This window comes from Streptomyces sp. NPDC107581, from assembly GCF_055657175.1.
The window spans coordinates 89,210-115,297 of record NZ_JBVKBH010000012.1 but is presented as its reverse complement, the minus strand read 5'-3'; the positions used below and the strand labels follow the sequence as shown (position 1 = coordinate 115,297).

General features: G+C 71.6%; 20 protein-coding genes, 2 tRNA genes and 1 pseudogene. 5 read left to right on the top strand and 18 right to left on the bottom strand.

Going from position 1 to position 26,088, the window contains the following annotated elements:
- Positions 1–90: 90 nt before the first annotated feature.
- The 3 genes from ACZ7P3_RS28350 to ACZ7P3_RS28340 all read right to left on the bottom strand — a co-directional run bounded on the left by ACZ7P3_RS28350 (position 91) and on the right by ACZ7P3_RS28340 (position 4,759).
- On the bottom strand, positions 91–732 hold the full coding sequence (locus tag ACZ7P3_RS28350) for an IclR family transcriptional regulator (protein ID WP_472085914.1): 642 nt from the start codon (positions 730–732) through the stop codon (positions 91–93).
- 514 nt (positions 733–1,246) lie between these two features.
- Positions 1,247–3,040 (bottom strand): DEAD/DEAH box helicase, encoded by a 1,794-nt coding sequence (locus ACZ7P3_RS28345; protein WP_472086166.1) that lies wholly within the window; start codon positions 3,038–3,040, stop codon positions 1,247–1,249.
- Between the two features lie 285 nt (positions 3,041–3,325).
- On the bottom strand, positions 3,326–4,759 hold the full coding sequence (locus ACZ7P3_RS28340; RefSeq protein WP_472085913.1) for an MFS transporter: 1,434 nt from the start codon (positions 4,757–4,759) through the stop codon (positions 3,326–3,328).
- Positions 4,760–4,933: 174 nt separating this feature from the next.
- Here ACZ7P3_RS28340 and ACZ7P3_RS28335 point away from each other — a divergent pair.
- From ACZ7P3_RS28335 to ACZ7P3_RS28320, 4 genes are all read left to right on the top strand, one after another.
- Positions 4,934–5,031 (top strand) — tRNA-OTHER (locus ACZ7P3_RS28335).
- Positions 5,032–5,051: 20 nt separating this feature from the next.
- Positions 5,052–5,126, top strand: a tRNA-Cys gene (locus ACZ7P3_RS28330).
- 206 nt (positions 5,127–5,332) lie between these two features.
- The gene (locus ACZ7P3_RS28325; RefSeq protein ID WP_472085912.1) at positions 5,333–5,683 is read left to right on the top strand and encodes a hypothetical protein; all 351 of its coding nucleotides are present in this window, start codon (positions 5,333–5,335) and stop codon (positions 5,681–5,683) included.
- A complete protein-coding gene (locus ACZ7P3_RS28320) occupies positions 5,676–5,972 on the top strand; it encodes a hypothetical protein (RefSeq protein WP_472085911.1) in 297 nt (98 codons plus the stop codon). Before ACZ7P3_RS28325 ends, ACZ7P3_RS28320 begins: the two co-directional genes overlap by 8 nt.
- Before the next feature lie 32 nt (positions 5,973–6,004).
- Here ACZ7P3_RS28320 and ACZ7P3_RS28315 read toward each other — a convergent pair.
- From ACZ7P3_RS28315 to ACZ7P3_RS28260, 12 genes and pseudogenes are all read right to left on the bottom strand, one after another.
- A pseudogene (locus ACZ7P3_RS28315) lies at positions 6,005–6,149 on the bottom strand (site-specific integrase); the annotation flags it as partial.
- A gap of 149 nt (positions 6,150–6,298) precedes the next feature.
- Positions 6,299–7,459 (bottom strand): SUKH-4 family immunity protein, encoded by a 1,161-nt coding sequence (locus ACZ7P3_RS28310; protein ID WP_472085909.1) that lies wholly within the window; start codon positions 7,457–7,459, stop codon positions 6,299–6,301.
- Positions 7,460–7,903: 444 nt separating this feature from the next.
- On the bottom strand, positions 7,904–8,035 hold the full coding sequence (locus ACZ7P3_RS28305; RefSeq protein WP_472085908.1) for a hypothetical protein: 132 nt from the start codon (positions 8,033–8,035) through the stop codon (positions 7,904–7,906).
- Complete coding sequence (locus ACZ7P3_RS28300; RefSeq protein ID WP_472085906.1) at positions 8,032–10,341, bottom strand: xanthine dehydrogenase family protein molybdopterin-binding subunit; 2,310 nt, start codon at positions 10,339–10,341, stop codon at positions 8,032–8,034. Before ACZ7P3_RS28300 ends, ACZ7P3_RS28305 begins: the two co-directional genes overlap by 4 nt.
- Positions 10,338–12,206 carry a (2Fe-2S)-binding protein gene (locus ACZ7P3_RS28295; protein ID WP_472085904.1) on the bottom strand — a complete coding sequence of 623 codons (1,869 nt, stop codon included), beginning with the start codon at positions 12,204–12,206 and terminating at the stop codon, positions 10,338–10,340. Before ACZ7P3_RS28295 ends, ACZ7P3_RS28300 begins: the two co-directional genes overlap by 4 nt.
- On the bottom strand, positions 12,203–13,096 hold the full coding sequence (locus tag ACZ7P3_RS28290) for an FAD binding domain-containing protein (protein ID WP_472085902.1): 894 nt from the start codon (positions 13,094–13,096) through the stop codon (positions 12,203–12,205). The genes ACZ7P3_RS28295 and ACZ7P3_RS28290 overlap by 4 nt, the downstream gene beginning before the upstream one ends.
- Positions 13,097–13,470: 374 nt before the next feature.
- The gene (locus ACZ7P3_RS28285; RefSeq protein WP_472085900.1) at positions 13,471–15,168 is read right to left on the bottom strand and encodes a beta-N-acetylhexosaminidase; all 1,698 of its coding nucleotides are present in this window, start codon (positions 15,166–15,168) and stop codon (positions 13,471–13,473) included.
- A gap of 11 nt (positions 15,169–15,179) precedes the next feature.
- A complete protein-coding gene (locus ACZ7P3_RS28280) occupies positions 15,180–16,025 on the bottom strand; it encodes a carbohydrate ABC transporter permease (protein WP_472085899.1) in 846 nt (281 codons plus the stop codon).
- A complete protein-coding gene (locus tag ACZ7P3_RS28275) occupies positions 16,022–16,942 on the bottom strand; it encodes a carbohydrate ABC transporter permease (RefSeq protein ID WP_472086164.1) in 921 nt (306 codons plus the stop codon). The genes ACZ7P3_RS28280 and ACZ7P3_RS28275 overlap by 4 nt, the downstream gene beginning before the upstream one ends.
- A 56-nt stretch (positions 16,943–16,998) precedes the next feature.
- Entirely contained in the window at positions 16,999–18,291 is a 1,293-nt protein-coding gene (locus ACZ7P3_RS28270) for an extracellular solute-binding protein (protein WP_472085897.1), read from the bottom strand.
- Positions 18,292–18,492: 201 nt separating this feature from the next.
- Positions 18,493–18,774: a DUF3039 domain-containing protein gene (locus ACZ7P3_RS28265; RefSeq protein WP_031159440.1), complete on the bottom strand. Its 282-nt coding sequence runs from the start codon at positions 18,772–18,774 to the stop codon at positions 18,493–18,495.
- 29 nt (positions 18,775–18,803) lie between these two features.
- On the bottom strand, positions 18,804–19,376 hold the full coding sequence (locus tag ACZ7P3_RS28260) for a YqgE/AlgH family protein (protein ID WP_472086163.1): 573 nt from the start codon (positions 19,374–19,376) through the stop codon (positions 18,804–18,806).
- A 277-nt stretch (positions 19,377–19,653) separates the two neighbouring features.
- On the opposite strand from ACZ7P3_RS28260, the gene murA reads away from it, so the two are divergent.
- On the top strand, positions 19,654–20,994 hold the full coding sequence (gene murA, locus ACZ7P3_RS28255; RefSeq protein WP_472085895.1) for a UDP-N-acetylglucosamine 1-carboxyvinyltransferase: 1,341 nt from the start codon (positions 19,654–19,656) through the stop codon (positions 20,992–20,994).
- Positions 20,995–21,337: 343 nt separating this feature from the next.
- Here murA and ACZ7P3_RS28250 read toward each other — a convergent pair whose 3' ends face one another.
- The 3 genes from ACZ7P3_RS28250 to ACZ7P3_RS28240 all read right to left on the bottom strand — a co-directional run bounded on the left by ACZ7P3_RS28250 (position 21,338) and on the right by ACZ7P3_RS28240 (position 26,043).
- Positions 21,338–21,619: an HU family DNA-binding protein gene (locus ACZ7P3_RS28250; RefSeq protein WP_067001509.1), complete on the bottom strand. Its 282-nt coding sequence runs from the start codon at positions 21,617–21,619 to the stop codon at positions 21,338–21,340.
- A 271-nt stretch (positions 21,620–21,890) separates the two neighbouring features.
- Entirely contained in the window at positions 21,891–23,306 is a 1,416-nt protein-coding gene (locus ACZ7P3_RS28245) for an NAD-dependent malic enzyme (protein ID WP_472085893.1), read from the bottom strand.
- 376 nt (positions 23,307–23,682) lie between these two features.
- The gene (locus ACZ7P3_RS28240) at positions 23,683–26,043 is read right to left on the bottom strand and encodes a HelD family protein (RefSeq protein WP_472085891.1); all 2,361 of its coding nucleotides are present in this window, start codon (positions 26,041–26,043) and stop codon (positions 23,683–23,685) included.
- Between the last annotated feature and the right edge of the window lie 45 nt (positions 26,044–26,088).

The following is a 26,088-nucleotide window of genomic DNA, read 5'->3' as shown; positions in this document are numbered from 1 at the left end:
AACGGCTCGGTGATGTTCGCGGCGACGCGGTGGGAGGTGGCCGAGGTGTCCCCCGGGAGGGTGCGGCCGGGCAGGGCGGCCGCACACGGATCAGCGCAGCGCCTCCGCAACCTCCCTGGCCGCGTCCACCACCCGCGGCCCCACCCGCTCCGGTACGGAGTCCGCGAGCATCACCACGCCCACGCTGCCCTCGACCCCCGTCACACCGACGAGCGGCGCCGCGGCTCCGCTCGCCCCGGCCTCCAGCTCGCCGTGCGTGAGCGTGTAGCCGGGATCGGCCGACGGCGACCGCCGCGCGGCGAGAATCGCCTTGCCCGCGGCTCCCCGGTCCAGCGGATGCCGGAAACCGGCCCGGTAGGCCACGTGATAGTCCGTCCACGTCGGTTCGACCACGGCGACGGCCAGTGCCTCGGTCCCGTCCACCAGCGTCAGATGCGCCGTCGCCCCTATGTCCTCGGCGAGCGAGCGCAGCGCGGGCAGGGCGGCCTCCCGTACCAGCGGGTGCACCTGGCGGCCGAGCCGCAGCACTCCCAGTCCGACCCTGGCCCGCCCGCCCAGGTCACGCCGTACGAGCGCGTGCTGCTCCAGCGTGGCGAGCAACCGGTAGACCACAGTCCGGTTCACGCCCAGTTTGTTGGAAAGCTCGGTGACGGTCAGCCCGTGGTCCGTGTCGGCCAGCAGCTTGAGGACGCGCAGTCCCCGGTCGAGCGTCTGAGAGGTCTCCGCGGTCACGACGCCCACTCCTTTGATGGTGAGGCCGGCGTCCCCTGAGCGGCAGATGCGTCACCGAGTCCCGTCGGCGACGCGCTTCAGAGGCCGCCGATCGGCAGGACGGCCCGGCGGCTCCGGGCCTTGTCGCTTCACGGCTGCGCTCCGCGGCGGCGCTGCCACGGGGCGTGTGCGTAGCGGGACATTAGCGAAGGCGGTTCGCTGAGCGGAAGTCTCCGTCCAGAATCCGGGCAAGGCCAGATCCGGCCTGCCTGCTTTCGTCCGGATACGCACGCCACCATGAATATGCAGCCCCAGGAACCTGCTGGGTCCTTGGCTGGTCAGCGCACGGCGGACTCCGGGGCGGAGCCCCGGGACGGCCGCCTCCCGGCCGAGCGGGCCGGCCGGGGTGACCGGCGTGACCGGGCCGGCCGGGTGGCCGGGTGACCGGAGTGAGCGGGTGAGCGGAGTGGCCGAGTGACCGGAGTGGCCGAGTGACCGGGGTGACCGGAGTGGCCGAGTGACCGGTGTGGCCGGGTCACTTCATCCGCGTGGCCCACTCCTGCACCTTGGCGATCCGCTGCCGCAGCTGCCCGGCGGTCGCCTCCGCGCTCGGCGGTCCCCCGCACACCCGCCGCAGCTCGGTGTGGATCACCCCGTGCGGCTTGCCGCTCTGGTGGACGTACGCGCCCACCATCGTGTTGAGCTGCTTGCGCAGCTCCATCATCTCCTTGTGGCTGACCACCGGCCGCCGCTCGGCGGGCAGTTCCAGCAGGTCGGCCTCGGTGTCCGGCTTCTTGCGGCTGTGCGCGATCTGCCGGGCCTGCCGCTTCTGCAGCAGCATCTGCACCTGGTCGGGCTCCAGCAGCCCGGGGATCCCGAGGTAGTCCTGCTCCTCCTCGCTCCCCGGGTGGGCCTGCATGCCGAACTCGGCGCCGTCGTAGAGGACCCGGTCGAAGACGGCGTCGGACTCCAGCGCCTCGAAGGGCAGCATGTCCTGCTCGCCGGTGTCCTCGTCCTGCTGCTTGTTCGCCTCGTCCATCTCCTTCTCGGACTCGGCGTACGGGTCCTCCTCACCCTCCTTCTTCGGCTTGTCGAGGGCGTGGTCCCGCTCCTTCTCCATCTCGTTGGCGAAGGTCAGCAGGTCGGGCACGGTCGGCAGGAACACGGACGCGGTCTCGCCGCGCCGACGGGACCGTACGAAACGCCCGACGGCCTGCGCGAAGAAGAGCGGAGTGGAGATGGTGGTGGCGTACACCCCGACCGCGAGCCGCGGCACGTCGACGCCCTCGGACACCATGCGCACCGCGACCATCCAGCGGTCGTCGCTCCCGCTGAAGTCGTCGATCCGCTGCGAGGCGCCGGCGTCGTCGGACAGGACGAGGGTGGCTCCGGTGCCGGTGATCTCGCGGATGAGCTTGGCGTAGGCGCGGGCGGATTCCTGATCGGAGGCGATGACGAGCGCTCCGGCGTCCGGGATGGCCTTTCTGACCTCGGTCAGCCGCTGGTCGGCGGCGCGCAGCACGCTGGGCATCCACTCGCCGCGCGCATCGAGCGCCGTGCGCCAGGCCTGGCTGATCGCGTCCTTGGTCATCGGCTCGCCGAGCCGGGCGGCGATCTCGTCGCCCGCCTTGGTGCGCCAGCGCATGTTGCCGCTGTAGCTGAGGAAGATCACCGGCCGGACGACATGGTCGGCGAGGGCGTTGCCGTAGCCGTACGTGTAGTCGGCGGAGGACCGCCGGATCCCGTCCGTCCCCTCTTCGTACGTGACGAACGGGATGGGGTTGGTGTCGGACCGGAAGGGCGTACCGGTCAGCGCGAGCCGCCGGGTCGCCGGCTCGAACGCCTCCAGGCACGCCTCGCCCCAGGACTTGGAGTCACCGGCGTGGTGGATCTCGTCGAGGATGACGAGGGTCTTGCGCTGCTCGACGCGGTTGCGGTGCAGCATCGGGCGCACGCCGACACCCGCGTAGGTGACCGCGACTCCGTCGTACTCCCTGCCGAGCGGGCCGGCGCTGTACTCGGGGTCGAGCTTGATGCCCACCCGGGCCGCGGCCTCGGCCCACTGCTTCTTCAGGTGCTCGGTCGGCGCGACCACGGTCACCTGCTGCACGACGTGGTGGTGCAGCAGCCAGGACGCGAGGGTCAGCGCGAACGTCGTCTTGCCGGCGCCGGGCGTGGCGACGGCGAGGAAGTCACGCGGCTGCTCCTGGATGTACTTCTCCATCGCCCCCTGCTGCCAGGCACGCAGCTTGCTGGCGGTACCCCAGGGCGCACGGCCCGGGAAGGCGGGGGAAAGGTGGTGGGAGGAGGAAGCGGCTGTAGTAGTCACGGTCTCCGTGGTCATGGGGTCGAATCGAAGGGGCCGCGCGCAACACGCCGGTCAGGATGGTGGCGGGTGACGGGCGGGCGGCTCGGCTACGTATGACAACCGGGCCACCCTACCGGCGCCCCACCCCCGTCAACGCGCGAACGTGGGCGGGTCGCCCATGGGTGGGATCCACGTCACAACTGCCGTGGCGGCGCCGCGATCACTCCGGCGCCGGTCACCTTCCCGGAGGCCGCATCGATGACCAGGGCGTATGCGGTGCCGCAGCCGTCCGGGACCGTTCCCGGCTCACCGTTCCCTCAGGCGCCCGGTCACCCACGCCCCCGCCAGCGCCACCCCCGCCATGGGCAGGAAGACGGCCGCGAAGGCGGCGGGACGGGTGCCGTCGGCCGCGGCCGTGGCGGCCGTCGCGCTGCCGCCGCCCAGGGCGGCGAAGGCGGCGCCGGTCGCGGCGAGGAGGACCGCGTTGGACAGGGCGTCGGAGATCTGCAGGGCGGCCGAGTTGGCGCCGGCCTCGTGCGGGGCCGACAGCCGGAGCAGGAGCACGCTGGTGGAGGAGATCACCAGGCCCATGCCGAAGCAGCCGAAGCCCCAGGCGACGGCGACGATCCAGACGGGCACGGAGTGCACCAGCACGCTGGGCGCGGTGGTGATCGCGGCGGCGACCAGCACCATCCCCACCGTGGTCAGCCGCTCCCGGTGCGGCTGCACGCGCGGCCGGGACTGCACCCACGACCCCAGCGCCCAGGTGCCCCCGCCCGCGGCGAGCGAGAACCCGGCCGGCGTCGGCGACAGTCCCCGCTGGGTGACCAGCATCAACGGTACGAAGGACTCGGCGGCGATGAAGGACCCGGCGGCCAGCCCGCGCAGCAGCACGACGGAGGGCAGCCCGCGCGCGGCACGGTAGGTGCCGCGCGGCAGCAGCCCGAGGACGGCGGGCACGAGCAGGGCGGCACCGGCGAGAGCGGGCAGCAGCGAGAGCCACCGCAGGTCCTGGGCGGCGTACTGGAGGAGGCCGGCGCCCAGGGAGACGGCGAGGGCGAGGCGGATGCGGCGCCGGTCGAAGGAGGCGGGGCCTTCGGCGCCCGGTACCGGCCCTGCCGCCCGCCGCCGTATCCGGGGCAGCGCGAGCGCGAGCGGGAAGACGACCAGCACGGGGATGCCGAGGAAGACCCACCGCCAGCCGAGGTGCTCCGTCACGGCGCCCGAGGCGAGCGGGCCGACGATGGACGGTACGACCCACCCGGCGGCGAAGGCGGCCATGATCGCGGGCCGCAGCCGCTCGGGGTAGGCGCGCCCGACGACGACGTAGAGCGCGACGATGACCAGCCCGCCGCCGAAGCCCTGCACGGCCCGGCCCAGGACGAACACCCACATCGCCTGGGCGGTCCCGGCCACGACCAGCCCGGCCGCGAAGGCGCCGATTCCCGTGGTCAGCGCGCCGAGCGGGCCCTTGCGGTCCGACCACTGCCCGGCCAGGACCATGCCGGACAGGCTCGTCGTGAAGTACCCGGAGAACGCGAACGCGTACAGGGCCACCCCGTGCAGCTCCCGCGCCGCGACCGGCATCGCGGTCCCGACGGCGGTCGCCTCGAAGGCGATGAGCAGCACGACCGAGACGATGCCGACGCTGAGCGCCCGGTAGGAGCGGCTCAGCACACCGCCGTCCGTCGCGGCGGCATCGTCCAGCGCGGTGGCATCAGGGGATTCGAGGGCGGCCATGGTCGCCAGAGTAAGTTCCACGACGGGGTTTGACCCCTGTCGGTGGTCCCGGCCGCCCTGGGACCTTGGTCGTACGCCCCGCGCTTCATGAACGCGGTGTGGCAGTCCCATTGCAACGCCGCCGTCTCCCTTGAGCCCCTTCCCGGCATCGCCGTACGGTCGTTCCACGAACACGGCCGTGTACCCGAGTGGTTGAGGGGCTCGCCCGCGCCGCATCCATCAGCGAGCGCCGCTCGCGGGGAGTTGCGTGGGTTCCATCCCCACCACGGCCGTGCAAGAAGAAGTCGACTACGGCCGTGTGCCCGAGTGGTTGAGGGGCTCGCCTGCAAAGCGAGTTACGTGGGTTCGATTCCCGCCACGGCCTCCAGCTGCCTGACCAGGCAAAACGAAAGGGTGGCATCCCTCCGGGGATACCACCCTTTACGCCGTTCGCCTCAGTTTCCGTCTCACTTCCTACATCTCCGGCCAGCACCCGACGCCAAAACTCACATGATCTGCCCCCATGGACGGGCCTTGAGTAGCACAATGTGGGGTCGCGGCTTGGCGGTACCGGATGTGCCTGAGGGGGTGGGCGTGGAACCGGAGTGGACGAGTCTCGTCGCGGGCGTGACACCAATAATGATCGGACTCATCGTTGGTTTCGCTAGCGACAAGGTGCGTCAGATCCTGGGATCGATCTTTTGGCGCCCCAGAGAAGATTCCCTGATCGTCCGCTTTGACGATAAACGACCCGAATTAACCGAATCTCAGCGCGCTCAAGTGGCACGCGCCCTCGCCGAGAACGCGCTTGCACGTGGACTCAGCAAGGCTCAAGCAGCAGATCTCGCTGCGAGCGTCGTTGCATTCCTGACGATCAAGGACGAAGCAACGTCTACCCCCTCGGGAGAGGCCTCTGTGTCCGCAGGAGGCGCGTCAGATGAGTGACAGTGCTGCGGGCACCGACTCCCAAGTGGCCAGCAATCCCACGATCACCGAAGCGCCAACGGGCACTGTAAGTACGCCAGTCGTCACCACAGTGACCGCCCACTTCAAGCTGGTCTTCCTCTGCGTAACGGTGATCACGGTAGTGACACTCATGGCATATCTCTACATTGGGATCTTCGTGGAGAAGCCCACCGAAGCGGCTAAGTCGGCGATGAACACTTGTGCCACCCTTGCCAACCTCGGTTTCGGTGCCATGGTTGGGCTCTTGGGAGGCAAGGCTGTGAACTAGGGGGCAGGCCAGAAAGCCTGCCCCCAAGCGTCTCAACGGACCGGTACAAGCACGTCGGCCGCCCCGTCGTCGCCGTCGTCCCGGCCGGTCCGTCTCGGGCTTCCAGATCAAGCCGTCCACCTGCCGCGCGATGTCCGTCCGCACGGCATCCACCATGTGCTGATAGCGGGCGGCCGTGGTAGCGGGTGCCCGGCCGGACCGCGCTTACCCGAGCCCGAGCGGTGCCGCCGGAGCCTGCGCGCCGCCAACACCCTTGCGACGTGCACCGGTTGACCGAGACGCCCCGTGGGCACGCCTCCCGCCGCGGCCTTGTGCCGGGCGGCGCTTCAGAGCACCCCGCCCGCTTCATCCTGGAAGAGCTCCGTCCAGTAGTGCCAGTCGGTGTCCGGGTGCGGGCCGGTGGGGTCTATGGACGTCAGGGTCTGGATCATGGCCGCGGCCAGTTGGTCGTAGGTGGCCGTTGTCAGTTCGTTGGCCAGGTGGCCGTCGATGGTGCGCTCGTGGTGCAGGAGCCAGAGGGTGAAAGCCAGGGTGGAGACGTCGGTGTTCAGGGGATGGAGCGTCGCCTCGGGCTCGCTGAAGGTGAGGACCGCTCCCGTCCTGCCGTCGACCACCAGACTGTTGTCCTCGACCAGGTACCCGAGGCGGATCAGGTGGTCGGCGTGAGCGGGGAGGTGGTCCAGCGGGTACTCGTCGGCGCGCTCGGCGGTGAAGTACTCGGTGAGGGTGGGCAGCGGGACGTCGGTGTCGGTGTGGAAGAGGACCGCCTCCTCCGGCAGGCCCGTCTCGCGCAGGAAGCGGCGGGTCGGCTCATGGGTGAGCGTGACCGGGAAGTCGACCTCCTCGAAGCGGGCCACCCGGCCGTTGCCGAACTCCTGGTCCAGGATGCGGGCGGGGACGTCCAGGGTGAGGCCTAGGGCCGTGCCGGGGCCCGCGATGAGGGCGAGCGGGCGGATCAGGGCCGCCACCTTCCAGTACGGCGGGACCTTGCCGTCCGTGCCCTCCTCGAAGAGTGCGAGGAGACGGCGGGAGGCCTCGGTCACCGTCTTGGGTCCGTACTGGCCCGACAGGGAGGCGAAACGGCCGCGCAGGCCCACGAGTTCCTCCGTGACCGCGGCGAATCTCAGGAGGGTGTCCAGGGAGGGGGCGAAGGGGCGGGGGTCCGACGGGTCGAAGAGGTAGGCCGTCGTGATCTCCCCGGTGTCTCCGTCGAGCAGGATCGACTCGCGCTCCATGCCCGCGGGGCTGAGGAGTTCGCCTATCACCAGGCGGCCGCGCAGGTCCTCGGCCAGGCGGAAGGGGCCGTCCGCGGCGTCGCCGAGGGTGCGCAGGCCGTGCCTGCGGAGCGGGGAGAACGTCAACAGGTCGGTGTCCGAGGGCAGTCCGGGGCCGGCGAGCAGGCCGCGCGTCGGCGCGTGCGTGACGTACCGCTCCAACTCCGCCTCGGTCAGCGTGATCGCCGGAACTCCGGCATCGGTCGTGCTCATCGCTCCCCCGCGATCTTCCTCTGTGCGTCCGTCCCCTGGGCGGGGCAGGCCCGGCCGGCCTCCGGCGTCCCGTCGGAAGCGGCCGTCACCCCACTGCCCGGAACACTACGCCGCACCACTGACAACGCCCTTGGACAAGAGACGTCTGCCGAGCCGCCTCCGTTCCGCACGGGGTGGGTCACTTCCGCACGGGGGACGTCACTCGCAAAAGTTCCTCGCAGAAGTCCCTCGAAGAGGTGCTTCGCAGAGGTCCTCCGGAAGAGGGCCCTCGCCTCGCAGAGGCCCCGCAGAGGCCTCACGGAAGGTCCTTGAAGAGCGGCCTTGAAGAGGGTCCTTGAAGAGGGTCCTTGAAGAAGTTCCCCGGGGAGAACGTCCTCGAAATCGGTTCCTCGGCATCGGTTCCTCGGGATCGGTTCCCCAGAGGCGGTCCTCAGGGGCGATTCCTCAGGTGAAGTAGATGCCGCCCAGGACCACGGCCAGCGCCGCCACGATGAACAGCAGGATCCACACGAACAACTTGCCCATGCTGGGCGGAGGTTCGTAACGCGGCTCTTCGGGGGGCGTGGGCGTGGTCACTGGGGCGTCACCACCGCGGCCTGCGGGCGGATCGGGAGGCGGTTGACCGGGCGGCCGGTCGCGGCGCGGACGGCCGCGGCGATCGCCGCGGGCGACGTCACGACCGGGACCGCGCTGACCGGCTTGGCGCCGAAGGGGGCGACCACGTCCCGTTCCTCGACCAGCTTCACGATCCGGATGTCCGGCGCGTCCAGGGCGGTCGGCAGGGCGTATCCGGTCAGATCGGGGTGGCGGAGCAGGCCGCGGGGCGTCCGCAGGTTCTCGGTGAGGGCGATGCCCACGCCCTGGGTGACGCCCGCCTCGATGCGCGCGGCCAGCTGCACCGGGTTCAGCACCTGGCCCACGTCCTGGGCGACGGCCAGCTCCACCACCCGGACCGAGCCGAGTTCGATGTCCACGTCCACCACCGCGCGGATGGCGCAGAAGGCGAGACCCACGAAGGCGTCACCCTGGCCCTCGGCGTTCAGCGGCTCGGTGGGGTGCGGGCGGCACTGGGCCGTGGCCCACAGCTCCTTGCCCTCCATCGCCTCGGTGACGGTCGTCGAGAGCACACCGTCGTACGAGGTGATCTTGCCGTCGGTGATCTGGAGCAGTTCCGTCGACATGCCGAACTTGTGCGCGAGGGGCTGCAGCAGCTGGGTGCGGACCATCTTCGCCGCGCGTTCCACCGCGCCGCCGGAGACCCAGGTGTGGCGGCCGCGGCAGCCTCCGCCGGCCGGCGGCTGGTCGGTGTCGACCGGTGCCACGTGTACCTCGTCGATGCCGAGCGTCTCCTGGACGATCTGCCGGGCGAGGGTGGTGAACCCCTGCCCCGTCTCGACGGCCGCGCACAGCACGGTCGCCACGCCGTCGTGGACCTTCACGGTCGCCGTGGACACCTCGTCGGCGCCCTCCGCGCCGAGCATGTGCACCATGCCCAGGCCGTAGCCGACGCCCCGGCGCACCGCGCCCGGCTCGCCCGCGCCCTCGGGGCCGCCGGGCAGCAGCCACTCCTCCTCCGGGGTGTCCTTGGGCAGGGCCGGGAGGGGGAAGTCGCGGACCGCCTGGAGCAGTTCGGCCACGGGGGCCGGGCAGGTCACCGTCTGGCCGATCGGGAGGACGTCGCCGGTCGCGAGCGCGTTGCGCAGGCGCAGTTCGGCCGGGTCCAGGCCGAGTTTCTTCGCGAGCTTGTCCATCTGCGCCTCGTAGGCGGCGCACACCTGCATGGCGCCCTCGCCGCGTACGTGGCCGGAGGGCGGGTTGTTGGTGCGCACGGCCCAGCCCTCGATGAAGGCGTTCGGGACGACGTAGGGGCCGCAGGCGAAGGAGACGGCGGCGGCGAGGGCCTCGGCGGAGGTGTCGGCGTAGGCGCCCGCGTCCAGCAGGATCTGCGCCTCGACCTTCACCAGCCTGCCCTCGGCGTCGGCGTGGTGGCGGTAGCGCAGGAGGGTGGGGTGGCGGTGGACGTGGCCGAGGAAGGACTCCTCGCGGGTGGCCGTGAGCTTCACCGGGCAGCCGGTCTTCAGCGCGAGCAGGCCGAGCGGGAGCTGGAAGCCCTGGTCCTCGCGGTCGGCGGTGGCGCCGGGCACCCCGGTGACGACGATCTTCACCCGATCGGGGGACAGGCCATAGCAGGCCGCGGCCGTGTTGCGGTCGGCGTGCGGGTCGGTGGAGGCCAGGTACAGCTCCACGCCGCCGTCGGGACGCGGCACGGCGAGACCGGCCTCGGCGCCGATGGGGGCCGGGTCCTGGCGGCCGATGCGGTACAGGCCCTCGACGACGACCTCGCCGGCCGCGTCCGGGTCGCCGTGGCGCAGCGGGATGTGCCGGATCAGGTTGCCGTCGGGGTGCAGGGCTTCGGCCTCGAAGGCCTGCTCGGGGTCGGTGACGGGTTCGAGCACCTCGTACTCGACGATGATGGCGGCGGCGGCCATCCGCGCGGTGTCCGGGTGGTCCGCGGCGACGGCCGCGATGGGCTCGCCGTGGTGCCGTACGACCTCGGAGGCGAACACCGGGCGGTCGGGGGTGCCCCGGCCGTGGCGGGGGGTGCCGGGCACGTCCTCGTGGGTGACCACGACCCGTACGCCGGGCATCTCGCGCGCGTGGGTGGTGTCGATCGACACGATGCGCGCGTGCGCGTGCGGGGAGCGCAGCACGGCCGCCCACAGCAGGCCCTCGGCCCACAGGTCGGCCGCGTAGGGGAAGGTGCCCTCGGTCTTGGCGCGGGCGTCGGCGTGCGGCAGTGAGGCGCCCAGGCCGTGCGGCAACGGGTCGACGGCGGGGGGTGCTTCCGCTGCGGTGGTCGCGGTGGCCGTTTCGTTGCTCACGCCTGGCCTCCGTCCTGGCCGTAGTGCTGGTCGTGCGGTCCCGGTGCACCGAAGGTGCCGGGGCTGTCGAAGACTCCGGGTGTGTCGAACGCCGACGGGTTGACGCCGCCGGAGCCCGGGCCCGCCTGGTGCGGAATACGCGCCTCGTCGCCGTCCGTCTCAGCGTCGGCGGCGGTGTGCGCCTCGCGTTCGGCGACGACCTCCTGGACGGCGTCCAGGACGCCGCGGTAGCCGGAGCAGCGGCACAGGTTGCCGCACAGGGCCTGCCGGGTCTCCAGCTCGGTCGGCGCCGGGTTGCCCTCCAGCAGGTCGTGCACGGTCATCGCCATGCCCGGCACGCAGAAACCGCACTGCACGGCACCGCACCGGGCGAGCGCCCGCTGTACGTCGGAGGGCTGTCCGTCGGCGGCCAGGCCCTCGACGGTACGGACCTCGCTGCCGGCCGCGGTGACCGCCGGGACCAGGCAGGACGCCACCAGGCGCCCGTCCACCTGGACGTTGCAGGCGCCGCACTCGCCCTGCGAGCAGCCGTCCTTGGCCCCGGCGAGGCCGAGCCGCTCCCGCAGGACGTAGAGCAGGGACTCGCCGATCCAGGCGTCGGTGACGGGGCGGTCGGTGCCGTTGACCCGCAGGACGTAGGAGGCGAGGGGGTGGTCGTCGTTCGGGGCGGCCGCCGGGGCGTGGTCCTCGGGGGCGTCCTGCTCCGGGGCCGCCGAAGCCTCGGGATCGTCCGGCGTGTCGTGGGTTCCGGACGTCTCGGACGGGCCGCCGGAGCCGGGCGTGTCGGCAGCGGCCGCGGTGCCGTGCGCCGCGGCCGTGCCGCTCGGGGCCGTCGGGCCGGCCGGGCCGGTCGCGTCGGCCGTGACGGCCGTTCCCGCGGCCTTTGGTGCGGGCTCGGGCTCGTCGGTCCCGTCGTGGCCCGCCGGGCCGTCCGTGGGGCCTTCAGGGGCCTGCGCGGGGCCGTGGCCGTCAGAGGCGGGCGTCGCCCGCCTCGCCGGGTGCTCGTCCGCGCCGGGCCCGTGTCCGGGGTGCGCGGGAGCGGGGCCGGGGTGTCCGGGTTCGCGGCCGGCCTCGGGTGCGGGCCGGGGTGCGTGCTCGGCCGGGGTCCCGCCGTACGTCCCCCGGGGCGCGAACCCCTCGGGCGCGAACTCCCCGGACGCGGAAGGGCCGGGGACCGCGGAGGGGTCGGCCGGATGCGCACCGGGGCCGGGGACGGCCGAGGGGTCGGCCGGATGACCACCGGGGCCGGGGTGCGCCGGCGCGTGGCCCGGCAGGCTCGCCGCGGCGGACTCGCCCTGCCGCGGCGTGGCCTCCGGCTGTCCCCACGGCTGTCCGGCGCCCTCCGTCGCCCAGGGTGCGGGCGCACCGCCGGGGAGGGTGGCCGGCGGGGTCCCGCCCCACTGCTCGACCAGCGCGGATGTCGTGAACTCGCCCGATTCGTCCGGAAGATCGCCTTCGGCGACCGGAATGGACCACTGCCCGGTGACGTCGTGTCCGGGCACGGGCGGGGCCGCGGGCTCCTCGAAGGTCCACTGCTGGGTGGCCGCGGGGTGGTACGTGAACCGGTCGTCCGCCGCCCGGTCCTGGGGCACGGCGTTCGGGTCGGGCCACTGATGACCGTCGGCGGGCCTCGCCCAGGTGCCGGTGGCGGCCGGATCGCCCGTGCCCGGGGTCGCCGCTATCCGCGGCGGCACATAGCCGTGGCCGGGGGCGGCCAGGGGGCTGTCACCGGACAGCAGGGCGTCGATGCCGCCCTCGGGGAGCTTGACGAACGCGGTGGCGCCGTCGTCGTAGTCGCCCTGGGGCAACGGGTCCCAGCGGCCGCCGCCGCGGGGCGCGCCCTCTCCGTGCTGGTCGTCGGTCACGACAGCGCCCTCCCCAGTGCTCGTCGGGCCAGCGCGGCGACGGTGCGCCGCAGGTGCAGTACGGCGGGCGGAAGCTGGGCCACGGAACCGTCCGGCTCCGGGGCCGGGTCGGGGATGCAGGCCGCGGCGACGTACTCCCCGAAGGCGTTCAGCGCCTCCGGGACGAGTGCGCGGTCGTTGTCCCAGTCGATGAGCCCGGCGACCCACTGCTCGGCCTCCAGGGGCCTGAGCGGCATCGGCGCTATGGCGCCCACCGCACAGCGCACCCCGCGCCGGGCCGGGTCGAGCACGAGCGCCACGGAGGCCGCCGAGCGGCCCGGGCCGGTGCGTCCGGTCGCCTTCAGGAAGACCTGCGGGGCGTGCAGCAGCGGCACGCGCACGAAGCCGATGAGTTCGCCGGTCCGCAGCATCTCCACGCCGGCCAGCAGGTGCGACACCGGGATCTCCCGGCGGGCTCCGCCCGGGCCCGCGATGATCAGCGTCGCCTCCAGGGCGGCAAGGACCGGCAGCGCGTCACCCGTAGGGGCGGCAGTGGCGATGTTGCCGCCCAGGGTGCCGGCGTTACGGATGTGCGGCGGGCCCGCGGCGCGCGCGGCTGCGGCGAGCGCCGGGATCAGGGCCGCGAAGTCGGGGCGGCCCATCCGCGCGTGTGTGAGGCCCGCGCCGAGCAGCGCGTGGCCGTCCTGGTACTGCCAGCCGCGGATCTCGCTGATCCGCCCGAGGCCCACCAGGGCGGCGGGCCTGAGCTGGCCGGAGTTGACGGCGGCCATCAGGTCGGTGCCGCCCGCCACCGGGACCGCCGTGGGCATGGCGGCGAGTGCCGCCACGGCCTCGTCCAGTGTCGTGGGCAGCGTGACGGCCTGCGCCGCCTGCGGTGCGTGCGTGGTCAAACCGGCTGCCCCTTCCCGCTGCCCCACCTGGTCCCACCTGTGTGGCCGTACGGTACGTGCTCACAGGGCGGACGTGGCAACTCTGGCACATCTTCGCAAGGGGCGAACGCGGGGGTCCGCTAGGAGGCATTCGCCCACCTCGCCGGGGAGATAGTCCGTTTTCGCACGTCATCGCCGCTGCGCACGAATTGCCACTCTTCAGAGGCCCTGTTGGGATTTTTCCGCTATCTGTTCTATGGGTCGCCCCGGGTCTTCCCCGAGTCTCCCTCGCGGGTCTCCCCAGGTCTTCCCCGAGTCTCCCTCGCGGGTCTCCTCAGGTCATTCCCGGGTCTCCCCCGAGCCCCCGGGGTCTCCCCGGGGGCTCTCCCGAGCCTCTACCGGTTCGGGGGCGGCCCCTGGAGCGGGCGGCCGAGCACGCCCGGGCGCCGCTGCCAGGGCCGGGGCCCGGCAGGTGGCCGATAGGCGACGCCGAGGGCGTCAAGTCGCCGGTAGTGGGTGGCCATCCGGCGTTCGAAGTCCGCGAAGTCCCGCTCCTGCGGGGCGGGCAGCCTGCTCCAGGCGACCTCGGCGAGGGCCGCCAGCCTGGGGAAGGTCTGGTAGTCCACGCGCGCGCTGTCCTCCATCACCTCGGTCCAGACGTTGGCCTGGGTGCCCAGCACGTGCCGGGCCTCGTCCTCGGTGAGTTGGGGCGGAACGGGTTCGAACCGGTAGACGTCCTCCAGGGTGCGCACGAAACCGATCGGCACGGGCTCGTCCTCGCCCGGCGCCTGCCGGTGGTCCAGGTAGACGTACTGCTCGGGGCACATGACGACGTCGTGTCCGGCCCGTGCGGCGGCGACGCCGCCCCCGTAGCCGCGCCAGGAGGACACCGCGGCGCCCGGCGCGAGCCCGCCCTCCAGGATCTCGTCCCAGCCGATCAGGCGGCGCCCGCGCGCGGCGAGCCACCGGTCGAAGTGCCCGATGAACCAGGACTGCAGTTCGTCCTCGTCGGCCAGACCCAGTTCCGTGATGCGGGTCTTGGCGGTCACCGACTCGCTCCACTGGTCCTTGCGGCATTCGTCCCCGCCGATGTGGACGAACGCCGAGAACTCGGCGGCGTCCGCCGGGAACAGCTCCAGGACCTCCTCCAGCACCTCCTCGTAGAAGCGCAGCGTGGTGTCGGTGGGGGCGAGTACGTTCGAAGAGATCCCCCAGGTGTCCCAGACGGTGAGGGCGGTGGTGTCGATGACGTCGGTGTTGCCGAGTTCCGGATACGCGGCGATGGCGGCCTGCGAGTGGCCCGGTACGTCGATTTCCGGGACGACGGTGATATGCCGCTCGGCGGCGTAGGCGACGATCTCCCGGATGTCGTCCTGGGTGTAGTAACCCCCGTGCGGTTTCTCCTCCCACAGCGGCGAGGCACGGTGACCGAATTTCGTCCGGGCGCGCCAGGAGGCGACCTCGGTCAGCTTCGGGTGGCGGCGGATCTCCATGCGCCAGCCCTGGTCGTCCGTCAGGTGGAAGTGGAAGACGTTGAGTTTGTGCGCGGCCATCAGGTCCAGGTAGCGCAGCACGCCTTCCTTGGGCATGAAGTGCCGGGCGACATCGAGCATGAGGCCGCGCCAGCGGAAACGGGGGGCGTCGTGGAGGGTGACCGCGGGGAAGTCCCACTGCGCCCGGCGGCCGACGGGGGCCCGCCGGAATGCCTCGGGACCGAGAAGCTGACGGAAGGTCTGCGCGCCCCAGAAGAGGCCCGCCTCACTCGCACCGTCGATGGCGATGAGATACCCGTCCGCGCACAGGCGGTAGGCCTCGGGGCTGCCGAGTTCGTCCGCGAGCGAGGGGACGATCCGCAGCAGAATGCGGTTCCGGCCGTCGCGGTGCGGCGGCAGCGGGAATCCGGTCGCGGCACCGACGGTGGAGCGCAGCCACCGCGCGACCCGTTCGGTTCCCTCGGTGGCCTCGATCTCGGTGTCCGCGCTGATGACGTAGCCGGTGCCGCCGTCGGGCAGCGAGGCCGAGACGCGGCCCGGCGCCGGGATCAACGCCACGTCGGGCTCCGGGAAAAACGGTTTTCCGACCTTGTCGTTCATGACCTCAGACCTCAGTCCTTCACCGCTCCGCCCAGCCCCGAGACCAGGCGTCGTTGTACGAGTACGAAGAAGACCAGCACCGGAATCGTCATCACCGTGGACGCGGCCATGACCCCGCCCCAGTCCGGCTCGTCCGGCTTGTAGAACACCAGCAGGGCCATCGGCAGGGTCGACTGCGAGGTGTCGCTGATGATGAAGGACTTCGCGAACAGGAAGTCGTTCCATGCCGAGATGAAGGAAAACACGCTCGTGGCGACCAGGCCGGGCAGGACGAGCGGGAAAAGGATCTGCCAGAGGAATCGCCCGCGGCTCGCCCCGTCCAGGTACGCGGCCTCCTCCAGCGCCTCGGGCACCGCTTTCACGAACCCCCGCAGCATCCAGATCGCGAAGGGCAGCGAGAAGGCGATGTGGGGCAGGATCAGCGAGCCGAGGGTGTTCAGCTGCCCGGCGTCCCGCATGAGGAAGAACAGGGGGATGGTGAGGGCTTCCACGGGCACCATCTGGGCCACCAGAAACATGATCAGCAACGTGGTCCGGAAGCGGAAACGGAATCGCGCGACGGCGGTCGCCGCGAGAAACGCGATCACTCCGGAGACGGCCACGACGGTGCCCGCGACGATCAGGCTGTTGACGAAGTACCGGCCGAATTCCTGCTGTCCGAAGACCCTGCGGAAGGCGTCCAGGGACGGCGAGAGCGTCCACGGCCTGGGCCGGTCGGACTCGATCTCACCGGCCGGTTTGAAGGCGCTCAGCACCATCCAGTACAGCGGGAAGGCGACGGCGGCCGCGATGAGCAGGGCCGAGGCCTCGGCGGCCAGCCGCCACGGACGCCGCACACGCACCCGGCGAGGATTCACAGCTCCTCCCCCTGCCGGCGCAGCAGCCGCAGGTACACCAGCGTCACGGCGAGCAGGATCAGCAGCATCACCACGCCGATCGCCGATCCGAGGCCGTACTGGGAGGAGGCGAACGCCTGTTGGTAGGCGTACACGTTCAGCACCAGGTTCTGGCCGGCGATGCCGCCGCCGTTCGTCATGACGTAGATCTGTGTGAAGACCTTGAAGTCCCAGATGACCGACTGGACGGTGACGACGGTGAGGATCGGCCGGAGCATCGGCGCGAGCACCGAGCGCCAGATCCGCCACTGGGAGGCGCCGTCCAGGGCCGCGGCCTCCAGCACCTCGGAGGGTACGGCCCGGATCCCGGCGTAGACCGTCACCATCACGAAGGGGAAGGAGCACCAGACCACTTCGAGCAGGACGAGGAGGAAGGCGCTGTAGCGCCCGTACGTCCACGAGTGGTCGCCCAGCCCCAGCACCCGGTCGACGGGCCCGAAGTCCGGGTCGAACAGGAACAGCCACACCGTGGAGCCGGTCACGGCCGGGGTCGCCCAGGCGCCGAGCGCGGCCAGCATCAGCGCCAGCCGGGGGGCGGCGCGCACGCGGGTGAGCAGGACGGCGAGCGCGCAGCCGACGGCCAGGGTGGAGGCGACACAGGCGGCGGCGAACACCACGGTGGCCAGCAGCACCTGCCAGAACTGCCCGTCGGAGAACAGGTCGGCGTAGTTGCCGGCCCCCCGGAAGGTGGCCGGTTCCCCGCCGCTGACCTGGGCCTGGGTGTACCGGAAGAGGGAGATCAGGCCGAGTTGGTAGACCGGGTAGCCGAGCAGCCCGCCGAGAACGACGAGGGCCGGGGCCAGATACAACCAGGGCGTCCACCCCGCCGAGGGGCGCGGGGCCCTGTCATGTGCGGCTCCGCCGCGTCGGTGCGGCAGACCGCGACGGACCCGCAGCCGCCCGGGAGCCGCGCTCCCCGAGCCGTCGGGCGCCCTCACCCGGCCGAACCGAACGCGGAGTCCATCTTCTTCGCCGCCCCCTCGGCCGCCGCGTCCACGCTCTTCTTGCCGCTGATGACCTCCTGGAACATCGTCGGCAGCACGAGCGAGGAGTCGATCTGCGACCAGGCGGGCGAGACGGGGACGAACCTGGTGCCGGACGCCAGCGTCCGTACGAACGGCTTCACGAAGGGCTGCCGGGCCGCCGCCCGGTCGCGGACATCGGTGAAGGTCGGCAGGAAGCCCATCGCGTCGAACAGGTCGGACTGCGTCTTCTTGGACGCCAGCCGCTCCATGAGGTCCACGGCGAGGGTGCGGTGGGCGGTGCTCTTGAGGACGCCTATGTTGTTGCCGCCCGCGAAGGCCGGGGCGATCGAGCCGGCGGCCGCGCCCGGCAGCGGTACGACCGCGTACTTGCCCTTCACCTTCCCTGCCTCCACGGCCGCATGGCTGAAGTCGCCGCCGATCGCCATGCCGGCCTTGCCCGCGGCGAACGCGGTCACCGTGTCGTTGCCGCCCATGCCCGCGCACTTGGCGGCGGGACAGTTGTCGGCGGAGAAGAGGGACGTGTAGGCCTTGATGCCCTTGCGGGCCGCCGCGCCGTCCAGGGCGGAGGCGTACGAGCCGCCCTTGCCGGTGGCCAGTTCGCCGCCGTCGGCCCAGATGAAGGGCATGGCGCCGTAGGTGTAGGCGCCGCCCACGGCCAGTCCGTACAGATCGGGTTTCGCGGCCCGGATCGTCCGGGCGGTGGTGGCCAGCTCGGCCAGGGACCGCGGGGGCTTCAGGCCCAGTTCGCGGAAGACGTCGGTGCGGTAGTACAGGGCGCGGACACCGACGTAGAAGGGCGCGCCGTAGACCTTTCCGTCCACGGTGACCGACTGCCGGGCGGTCGGGTCGGTGTTCTTCGTCTCGCTCCAGGCGGAGAACTCCTTGGTGATGTCGAGGAGTCCGCCGTCGTGGACGTAGCCCGCCGTGTCGGTGTTGCCGTACTCGATGACGTCGGGGGCGGACTTCGGGTCGTTGAAGGCGGCCTTCATGCGCTGGGCGCGGGTCTCGACGGGGATGTACTCGACGGCGGCCCTGGTGCCCCGGTGGGCCTTCTCGAAGGCGGCTACGACCTCGTCGACGACCTTCTTCTTCGGCGCGTTGCCCACCTCCTGGAAGAGCCAGACCCTCAGGGTGCCGGTCTTCTCGTCCTTGTCGGAGGCGGAGTTGGAGGAGGACTGCGGGGCGCAGGCGGTGGCGACGAGGAGGGTGAGCAGTGCGGCGAGTGGGACGGACGGCTTCATGGAGCGTTCCTCCGGAGAGTTAGTGCGTTGCAACATATGCAATGACTGTTTCGCTCTGCACAACACCACGGAGGCTATGAACAACATGAACATGCCGACAAGAGGTCTCAACCACTCTGTGACCAGAAAGCACAAAGGCCCCCGGGACGCGCCTGGACGCGTCCCGGGGGCCCTGCGGTGCTCGGCCGGGCCGGCAGACCCCTACTTCTTGTCGCCGCCCTTGTCGTCGCCGCCGCTGCCCATGGACTCGTAGATCTCCTTGCACATGGGGCAGACGGGGTACTTCTTCGGGTCACGGCCCGGGACCCACACCTTGCCGCACAGCGCCACGACGGGGGTGCCGTCGAGGGCGCTCGCCATGATCTTGTCCTTCTGGACGTAGTGGGCGAAGCGCTCGTGGTCGCCGTCGCCGTGGGACACCTGTGGCGTCGGCTCTACGAGGGTCCCCGTACCAGTCCCGCGCTCGGGCTCAAGAGTGCTCATATCAGCAAGGGTACTGAAGCTCACAGGCATCAGTTGAGAGACGGGTCGTCCGGATACGTCGCCACCATCGCCAGCTCGTTGCGCTGGCGGCGCAGCACCTCGCGCCAGAGTCGCTCCGGGGCCGGTGAGGACACGTCCCCCGGCTCGGACTCGACGACGTACCAGGCGCCTTCCACCAGCTCCTCCTCCAGCTGGCCGGGGCCCCAGCCGGCGTAACCGGCGAAGATCCTCAGCGAGCCGAGGGCCGAGGCGAGCAGCTCCGGCGGGGCCTCCAGATCCACCAGGCCGATCGCGCCGTGGACCCGCCGCCAGCCGAGCGGGGCCCGGTCACCGCCCGCGCCGCCCGGGATGACCGCGACGCCGAGCGCCGAGTCCAGCGACACCGGGCCGCCCTGGAAGACCACGCCCGGCTCGCCGGCGAGATCGGCCCAGCCCTCCAGGATGTCGCCGACGTCCACCGGGGTGGGGCGGTTGAGGACGACACCGAGCGAGCCCTCCTCGTCGTGGTCGAGAAGGAGCACCACCGCACGGTCGAAGTTCGGGTCCGCCAGGGCGGGCGTGGCCACGAGCAGCCGCCCTGTGAGCGAGGACACCTCGGTCATGGCAGACATGATCCCGCATCTTTCCCTGAAGTGGGGAGCCAATCGGCGTGCCGGAGTGAACGCAGCTCAGGGCGCAGAGGGGCGGCCCCGGCGCACGCCGGTCCGCCGGTGACCCCATGTGCCCGATAGGGAACGGTTCGTGTTGTGACACAGCTATGACGCGACTGGGTGGTACTCGGCCTTACGGGAGGGGGGTGAACGGCGACTACGCTGTCCCTCCGGCCCCCGCGCTATGTGATCGGCCGGCCCCTGCCCGACTCATCGGAACGCGAGATTCATGACCGTCAACGACGATGTCCTGCTTGTCCACGGCGGAACCCCGCTGGAGGGTGAGATCCGTGTCCGCGGTGCGAAGAACCTCGTGCCGAAGGCCATGGTCGCCGCCCTGCTGGGCAGCGGTCCGAGCCGTCTGCGCAACGTTCCGGACATCCGTGACGTGCGTGTCGTGCGCGGCCTGCTGCAGCTGCACGGGGTGACGGTCCGTCCGGGCGAGGAGCCCGGCGAGCTGGTGATGGACCCGACCCACGTCGAGAGCGCGAACGTCGCTGACATCGATGCCCACGCGGGTTCCAGCCGCATCCCGATCCTGTTCTGCGGTCCGCTGCTGCACCGGCTCGGCCACGCCTTCATCCCGGGCCTCGGCGGCTGCGACATCGGCGGCCGGCCCATCGACTTCCACTTCGACGTGCTGCGGCAGTTCGGCGCCACGATCGAGAAGCGCGCGGACGGGCAGTACCTGGAGGCTCCGCAGCGGCTGCGCGGTACGAAGATCCGGCTGCCGTACCCGTCCGTCGGCACGACCGAGCAGGTGCTGCTGACGGCGGTACTGGCCGAGGGCGTCACGGAGTTGTCCAACGCGGCCGTCGAGCCGGAGATCGAGGACCTGATCTGCGTACTGCAGAAAATGGGCGCGATCATCGCGATGGACACCGACCGCACGATCCGCATCACCGGTGTGGACAGCCTCGGCGGCTACACCCACCGCGCCCTGCCGGACCGCCTGGAGGCCGCGTCCTGGGCTTCCGCGGCGCTGGCGACCAGCGGCAACATCTACGTCCGCGGCGCCCAGCAGCGCTCGATGATGACGTTCCTGAACACCTACCGCAAGGTGGGCGGCGCCTTCGAGATCGACGACGAGGGCATCCGCTTCTGGCACCCGGGCGGCCAGCTGAAGTCCATCGCGCTGGAGACGGACGTGCACCCCGGCTTCCAGACCGACTGGCAGCAGCCGCTGGTGGTGGCCCTCACCCAGGCGACGGGCCTGTCCATCATCCACGAGACGGTCTACGAGTCCCGGCTCGGCTTCACCTCCGCGCTCAACCAGATGGGCGCGCACATCCAGCTCTACCGCGAGTGCCTGGGCGGCTCCGTCTGCCGCTTCGGCCAGCGCAACTTCCTGCACTCCGCGGTCGTCTCCGGCCCCACCAAGCTCCAGGGCGCCGACCTGGTCATCCCCGACCTGCGCGGCGGCTTCTCGTACCTGATCGCGGCCCTCGCCGCCGAGGGCACGTCCCGCGTCCACGGCATCGAGCTGATCAACCGCGGCTACGAGAACTTCATGGAGAAGCTCGTGGAACTGGGCGCCAAGGTCGAACTGCCCGGCAAGGCGCTCGGCTGACCTGAACCGCACGACCCCGGCGCCCGGAGAGACACCGCTCCCGGCCGGGGGTCCGGGTGGCGTCCCCGGGCAAGCACAGCACGGAGAGACCGGTCGAGCCGGGCGCCGAGGCCGAACTGCCCGGCAGGGCGCTCGGCCAGGCGTCACGAACGGCAAATGGGCGGCCCCCCTGTCACCAGGGGGACCGCCCGTTCGGCGTCTCAGGCTGAGGCGCGCCCTGCAGGGGCGCGGGGAACTGCGCGACCGGCCTCAGGCGGCCCGCAGTCACCCACAGCGCTCCCGCCGGGCGTCGCTCCGGAGAACCGGAGCGGCTCCCGTCGGGCGGCGCTCCACAGCGGAGCGCTTACTTGCCCTTGGCCGCTTCCTTGAGCTTCGAGCCCGCGGAGACCTTCACGCTGTAGCCGGCCGGGATGTTGATGGGCTCGCCGGTCTGCGGGTTGCGCGCGGTGCGAGCGGCACGGTGGGTGCGCTCGAAGGTCAGGAAGCCGGGGATGGTGACCTTCTCGTCGCCCTTGGAGACGATGTCGCCGACGACCTCGGCGAACGCGGCCAGCACGGCGTCGGCGTCCTTCCGGGTCACCTCGGCGCGGTCGGCCAGCGCGGCCACCAGCTCACTGCGGTTCATGTTGTTACTCCCGTGTTCTTCTTGCCGTTGAGGCGTGAGGTGAGATCGATGCCGATGCGCTCGCGCCCAGGGACGCATCCTGCCCCTACCTGCGGCGGGAAAGCCAATCCGGCACCCGTAGGAGTCGTGAGAACACCCTAGGGAGTCACACGAAAAGCGCCTGCTCGGCCGTCACCCTAGAGGGCGCCCGGCGCCAGGTGGTTCCGCGACGCGCCGGTGCAGGGGCCGTCGTGGCGATCCTCACAGCCCCTGCACAGTACGACACGAGCGGCTAGGACGCCGCTCCGGCCGCCTTCGCGGCCTCGCGGACCGCGCCCGCCACCGCGCCCGCGACCTTGTCGTTGAAGACGCTCGGAATGATGTAGTTCGGGTTCAGCTCGTCCTCGGTCACCACGTCGGCCAGGGCCTTGGCGGCGGCGAGCATCATCTCGGTGTTGACGGTACGGGACTGGGCGTCCAGCAGGCCACGGAAGACACCCGGAAAGACCAGTACGTTGTTGATCTGGTTCGGGAAGTCGGAGCGGCCGGTGGCCACAACAGCGGCCGTCTGACGGGCGATTGCGGGGTCGACCTCGGGGTCCGGGTTCGCGAGCGCGAACACGATCGCTCCCTCGGCCATGGCGGCCACGTCGTCGCCGTCGAGGACGTTCGGGGCCGAGACGCCGATGAAGACGTCGGCGCCGCGCACGGCCTCCTTGAGGGTGCCGGTGAGGCCCTCGAGGTTGGTGTTGTCGGCGATCCAGCGCAGCGGGGAGTCGGCCGGGGCGTCGACCAGGTCCTCGCGGCCGGAGTGCACGACACCGTGGATGTCGGCGACGACGGCGTTCTTGACCCCCGCCGCGAGCAGCAGCTTGAGGATGGCCGTGCCGGCCGCGCCGGCGCCGGACATGACGACGCGGATGTTCTCAATCGCCTTGCCCGCGACGCGAAGTGCGTTCGTCAGGGCGGCGAGCACGACGATCGCGGTGCCGTGCTGGTCGTCGTGGAAGACGGGGATGTCGAGGGCCTCGCGCAGCCGGGCCTCGATCTCGAAGCAGCGGGGCGCGGAGATGTCCTCCAGGTTGATCCCGGCGAAGCCCGGGGCGATCGCCTTGACGATCTCGACGATGGCGTCGGTGTCCTGGGTGTCCAGGCACAGCGGCCAGGCGTCGATGCCGGCGAAGCGCTTGAAGAGGGCCGCCTTGCCCTCCATGACGGGCAGCGCGGCCTTGGGGCCGATGTTGCCGAGGCCCAGCACGGCGGAGCCGTCCGTCACGACCGCAACGGAGTTGCGCTTGATGGTGAGGCGCCGGGCGTCCTCGGGGTTCTGGGCGATCGCCATGCAGACGCGGGCCACACCCGGCGTGTAGATCATGGAGAGGTCGTCACGATTGCGGATGGGGTGCTTGGACTGCATCTCGATCTTGCCGCCGAGGTGCATGAGGAACGTACGGTCGGAGACCTTGCCGAGGGTGACGCCCTCGATGCCGCGGAGCTTCTCCACGATCTCGTCGGCATGCGCGGTCGAGGTGGCCGCGATGGTGACGTCGATACGGAGCTTCTCGTGTCCTGACGCGGTGACGTCGAGGCCCGTGACCGAGCCTCCGGAGGACTCCACGGCGGTGGTGAGCTGCGAGACGGCGGTTCCGCTCGCGGGCACCTCCAGCCGGATGGTCATCGAGTAGGAGACGCTGGGCGCCGTTGCCATGGCCGACTTCCTCTGCTTTCACCGTGTCGCGAGTTGTGCCGTCCGATCGTCGCACCTACCCCTGAGTACGTGGTAGTCGCCCTGGATTGCGGACGTTTTGTTCACGGCAGGCGCGTGATTTCGGAAAATCACTTCCACCATACGAGAAGCGATCAGGCAAGGAAAGAGGCCGTCCAGGGAAAGCAGGAGGCCCACGTCACATCAGTGACGTGGGCCTCCCACACGTTCATGACACCGACCCGCCATGCTCGCCTCGCGGCAAGGGGTCCCTCGCAGGGACTAAGGTTGGGCCCGGGGGCTTGGATCGGGCCGGTGCCACACCAAGGCTAACAAACGGATCCCGTACGGCCATTCCCGTCGGCCGGGTTCACAGGATTCAGTCCCGCAGCAGGTCCGGCACCCCCGCCGCGTCCGGCTCGTCCCGCTCCCCGGAGACGACCGTGAGCTGCTGGGTCGCCCGGGTCAGCGCCACGTAGAGCACACGCAGACCGGCCGGGGACTCGTCCGCGATCTCCGCCGCGGACGCGACGATCGTCGCGTCGTACTCCAGACCCTTGGCCTCCAGGCTGCCGAGCGCCACCACCCGGTCGCCGAGCCCGGCCAGCCAGCGCCGGGCCTCCTGGCGCCGGTTCATCGCGACGACCACGCCGACCGTGCCGTCCACCAGCCCCAGCAGCCGCTCGGCCTCCGCGCGCACGGTCTTCTCCAGGGAGTCCCGGACGACCACGAAACGCGGCTCGACACCGGTGGACCGTACGGCGGACGGCGCCTCGGAGCCGGGCATGGCCAGGGCCAGGACCTTGGCGGCCAGCTCGGCGATCTCGGCCGGGTTGCGGTAGTTCACGGTGAGCCGGAAGCGGCGCCGGGGGCGGGAGCCCAGGGCCTCGTCGCGGGCCTCGGCCGCCTCGTCCGGGTCGGACCAGGAGGACTGGGCGGGGTCGCCGACGACCGTCCAGGTGGCGTGCCGGCCGCGGCGGCCGACCATGCGCCACTGCATCGGCGTGAGGTCCTGCGCCTCGTCCACGATGACGTGCGCGTACTCGGTGCGCTCCTGCGCGAGCCGCTCGGCCCGCTCGCGCTGGGTCTCCTCGCGCACCGGCATCAGCTCGTCCAGGCCGCTGAGCTGGTCCAGCGGGTCCAGCTCGCGCTTCTTCTTCGGCCGGGCCGGGGCGCCGAGGACCGCCTGGAGCTCGTCGAGCATGGCGATGTCGTGCACGGAGTACCCGTCCCGCTTCAGCGAGCGGGCGACCTTGCGGACCTCGCCGGGGTTGAGGATCCGGCGGGCCCAGCGGCCCAGGCGCCGCTCGTCCGCCATGGCGGCCAGAACCCCCTTCGGGGTCAGCTCGGGCCACCAGGCGTCGAGGAAGGCGAGGAAGGCGTCCTCGGTCGTGACGTCCTCGTCGAAGGAGGAGCGCAGCTCGGCGGCCAGCTCCGGGTCGGTGTGCCGGCCGGCCGCGCCGGACTTCGCCCAGAGGGCGTCCAGGAGCAGCCTGCGGGCGCGCGGACGGAGCAGGTTGACCGGCGCGGTGCCGCCGAGGGCGGTACGGCGGATACGTTCCAGCTCGGCGGCCTCCAGTTCGAGGCGACGCCCGAAGGCGACGACCCGCAGCCGGGCCGGCGGGCCGGCGGGGGCCTGCGGCGCGCTGTCGCCGTCCTCGTCGTCGAGCGCGAGCTGCCCGGCCGGGGCGCCGCCGCCCCGGCCCAGCTCCAGCGCGCCCCGGGCGGCCTTCCGCAGCACCTTCAGCATCCGGTACGAGCCCTTGGCGCGGGCCACGGACGGGGAGTCGTAGAGCGTGGCCTCCACGCCGTCGACGAGCGAGCCGATCGCGCGGATGGCGACCTGGCCCTCCTCGCCGAGCGAGGGCAGCACGCCCTCGGTGTAGGCCACCAGCAGCGGGGTCGGCGAGACGATCAGGATGCCGCCCGCGTAGCGTCTGCGGTCCTGGTAGAGCAGGTAGGCGGCGCGGTGCAGGGCGACCGCGGTCTTGCCGGTGCCGGGGCCGCCCTCCACGTAGGTCACGGAGGCGGCGGGGGCGCGGATGACCAGGTCCTGCTCGGCCTGGATGGACGAGACGATGTCCCGCATGGTGTGGCTGCGGGCCTGGCCGAGGGCGGCCATCAGGGCGCCGTCGCCGATGACGGCCAGCTGACGGCCGTCGAGGAAGGCCGTCAGCTCGGGGCGCATCAGGTCGTCCTCGACGCCGAGGACCCGGCGGCCCTTGGAGCGGATGACCCGGCGCCGCACGACCCGGCCCGGATCGACCGGGGTCGACCGGTAGAACGGGGCGGCGGCGGGCGCCCGCCAGTCGATGACCAGCGGGGCGTAGTCCTCGTCGAGCACGCCGATCCTGCCGATGTGCAGGGTCTCCGCGATGTCGGCGGTGCTGTCGGACCGGACCGCGCCCTCGGCGGGCTCGACCGCCGTGTACGCCCCGTCGGGGCCCTTCTTCCCGTCCTTGCCGAGAAGCAGGTCGATCCGTCCGAAGAGGAAGTCCTCGAACTCGTTGTTGAGCCGGTTGAGGTGGATACCGGCCCGGAAGACCTGGGCGTCCCGCTCGGCGAGCGCGCCCGGCGTGCCGACCTGGCCACGCTGGGCCGCGTCGTTCATGAGGAACTCCGCCTCGTGAATCTTCTCCTCAAGGCGTCGGTACACCCGGTCGAGGTGTTCCTGTTCGACGCTGATCTCCCGGTCCCGAACCGAGTCGACCGCGGTTTCCTGCTGAGCCTGAGCGGCCACCGGGCCCCCTTCTGACGTGCTGGGCAGCCGTCAACCGTACGCGAA

Coding starts and splice junctions, on each gene's coding strand:
- ACZ7P3_RS28310 (WP_472085909.1), bottom strand. CDS start 7,459: ATGAGCACGACCGATGCCGGAGTTCCGGCGATCACGCTGACCGAGGCG.
- ACZ7P3_RS28270 (WP_472085897.1), bottom strand. CDS start 18,291: ATGAAGCCGTCCGTCCCACTCGCCGCACTGCTCACCCTCCTCGTCGCC.
- murA (WP_472085895.1), top strand. CDS start 19,654: ATGACCGTCAACGACGATGTCCTGCTTGTCCACGGCGGAACCCCGCTG.
- ACZ7P3_RS28285 (WP_472085900.1), bottom strand. CDS start 15,168: ATGAACGACAAGGTCGGAAAACCGTTTTTCCCGGAGCCCGACGTGGCG.
- ACZ7P3_RS28250 (WP_067001509.1), bottom strand. CDS start 21,619: ATGAACCGCAGTGAGCTGGTGGCCGCGCTGGCCGACCGCGCCGAGGTG.
- ACZ7P3_RS28265 (WP_031159440.1), bottom strand. CDS start 18,774: ATGAGCACTCTTGAGCCCGAGCGCGGGACTGGTACGGGGACCCTCGTA.
- ACZ7P3_RS28260 (WP_472086163.1), bottom strand. CDS start 19,376: ATGACCGAGGTGTCCTCGCTCACAGGGCGGCTGCTCGTGGCCACGCCC.
- ACZ7P3_RS28320 (WP_472085911.1), top strand. CDS start 5,676: ATGAGTGACAGTGCTGCGGGCACCGACTCCCAAGTGGCCAGCAATCCC.
- ACZ7P3_RS28245 (WP_472085893.1), bottom strand. CDS start 23,306: ATGGCAACGGCGCCCAGCGTCTCCTACTCGATGACCATCCGGCTGGAG.
- ACZ7P3_RS28340 (WP_472085913.1), bottom strand. CDS start 4,759: ATGGCCGCCCTCGAATCCCCTGATGCCACCGCGCTGGACGATGCCGCC.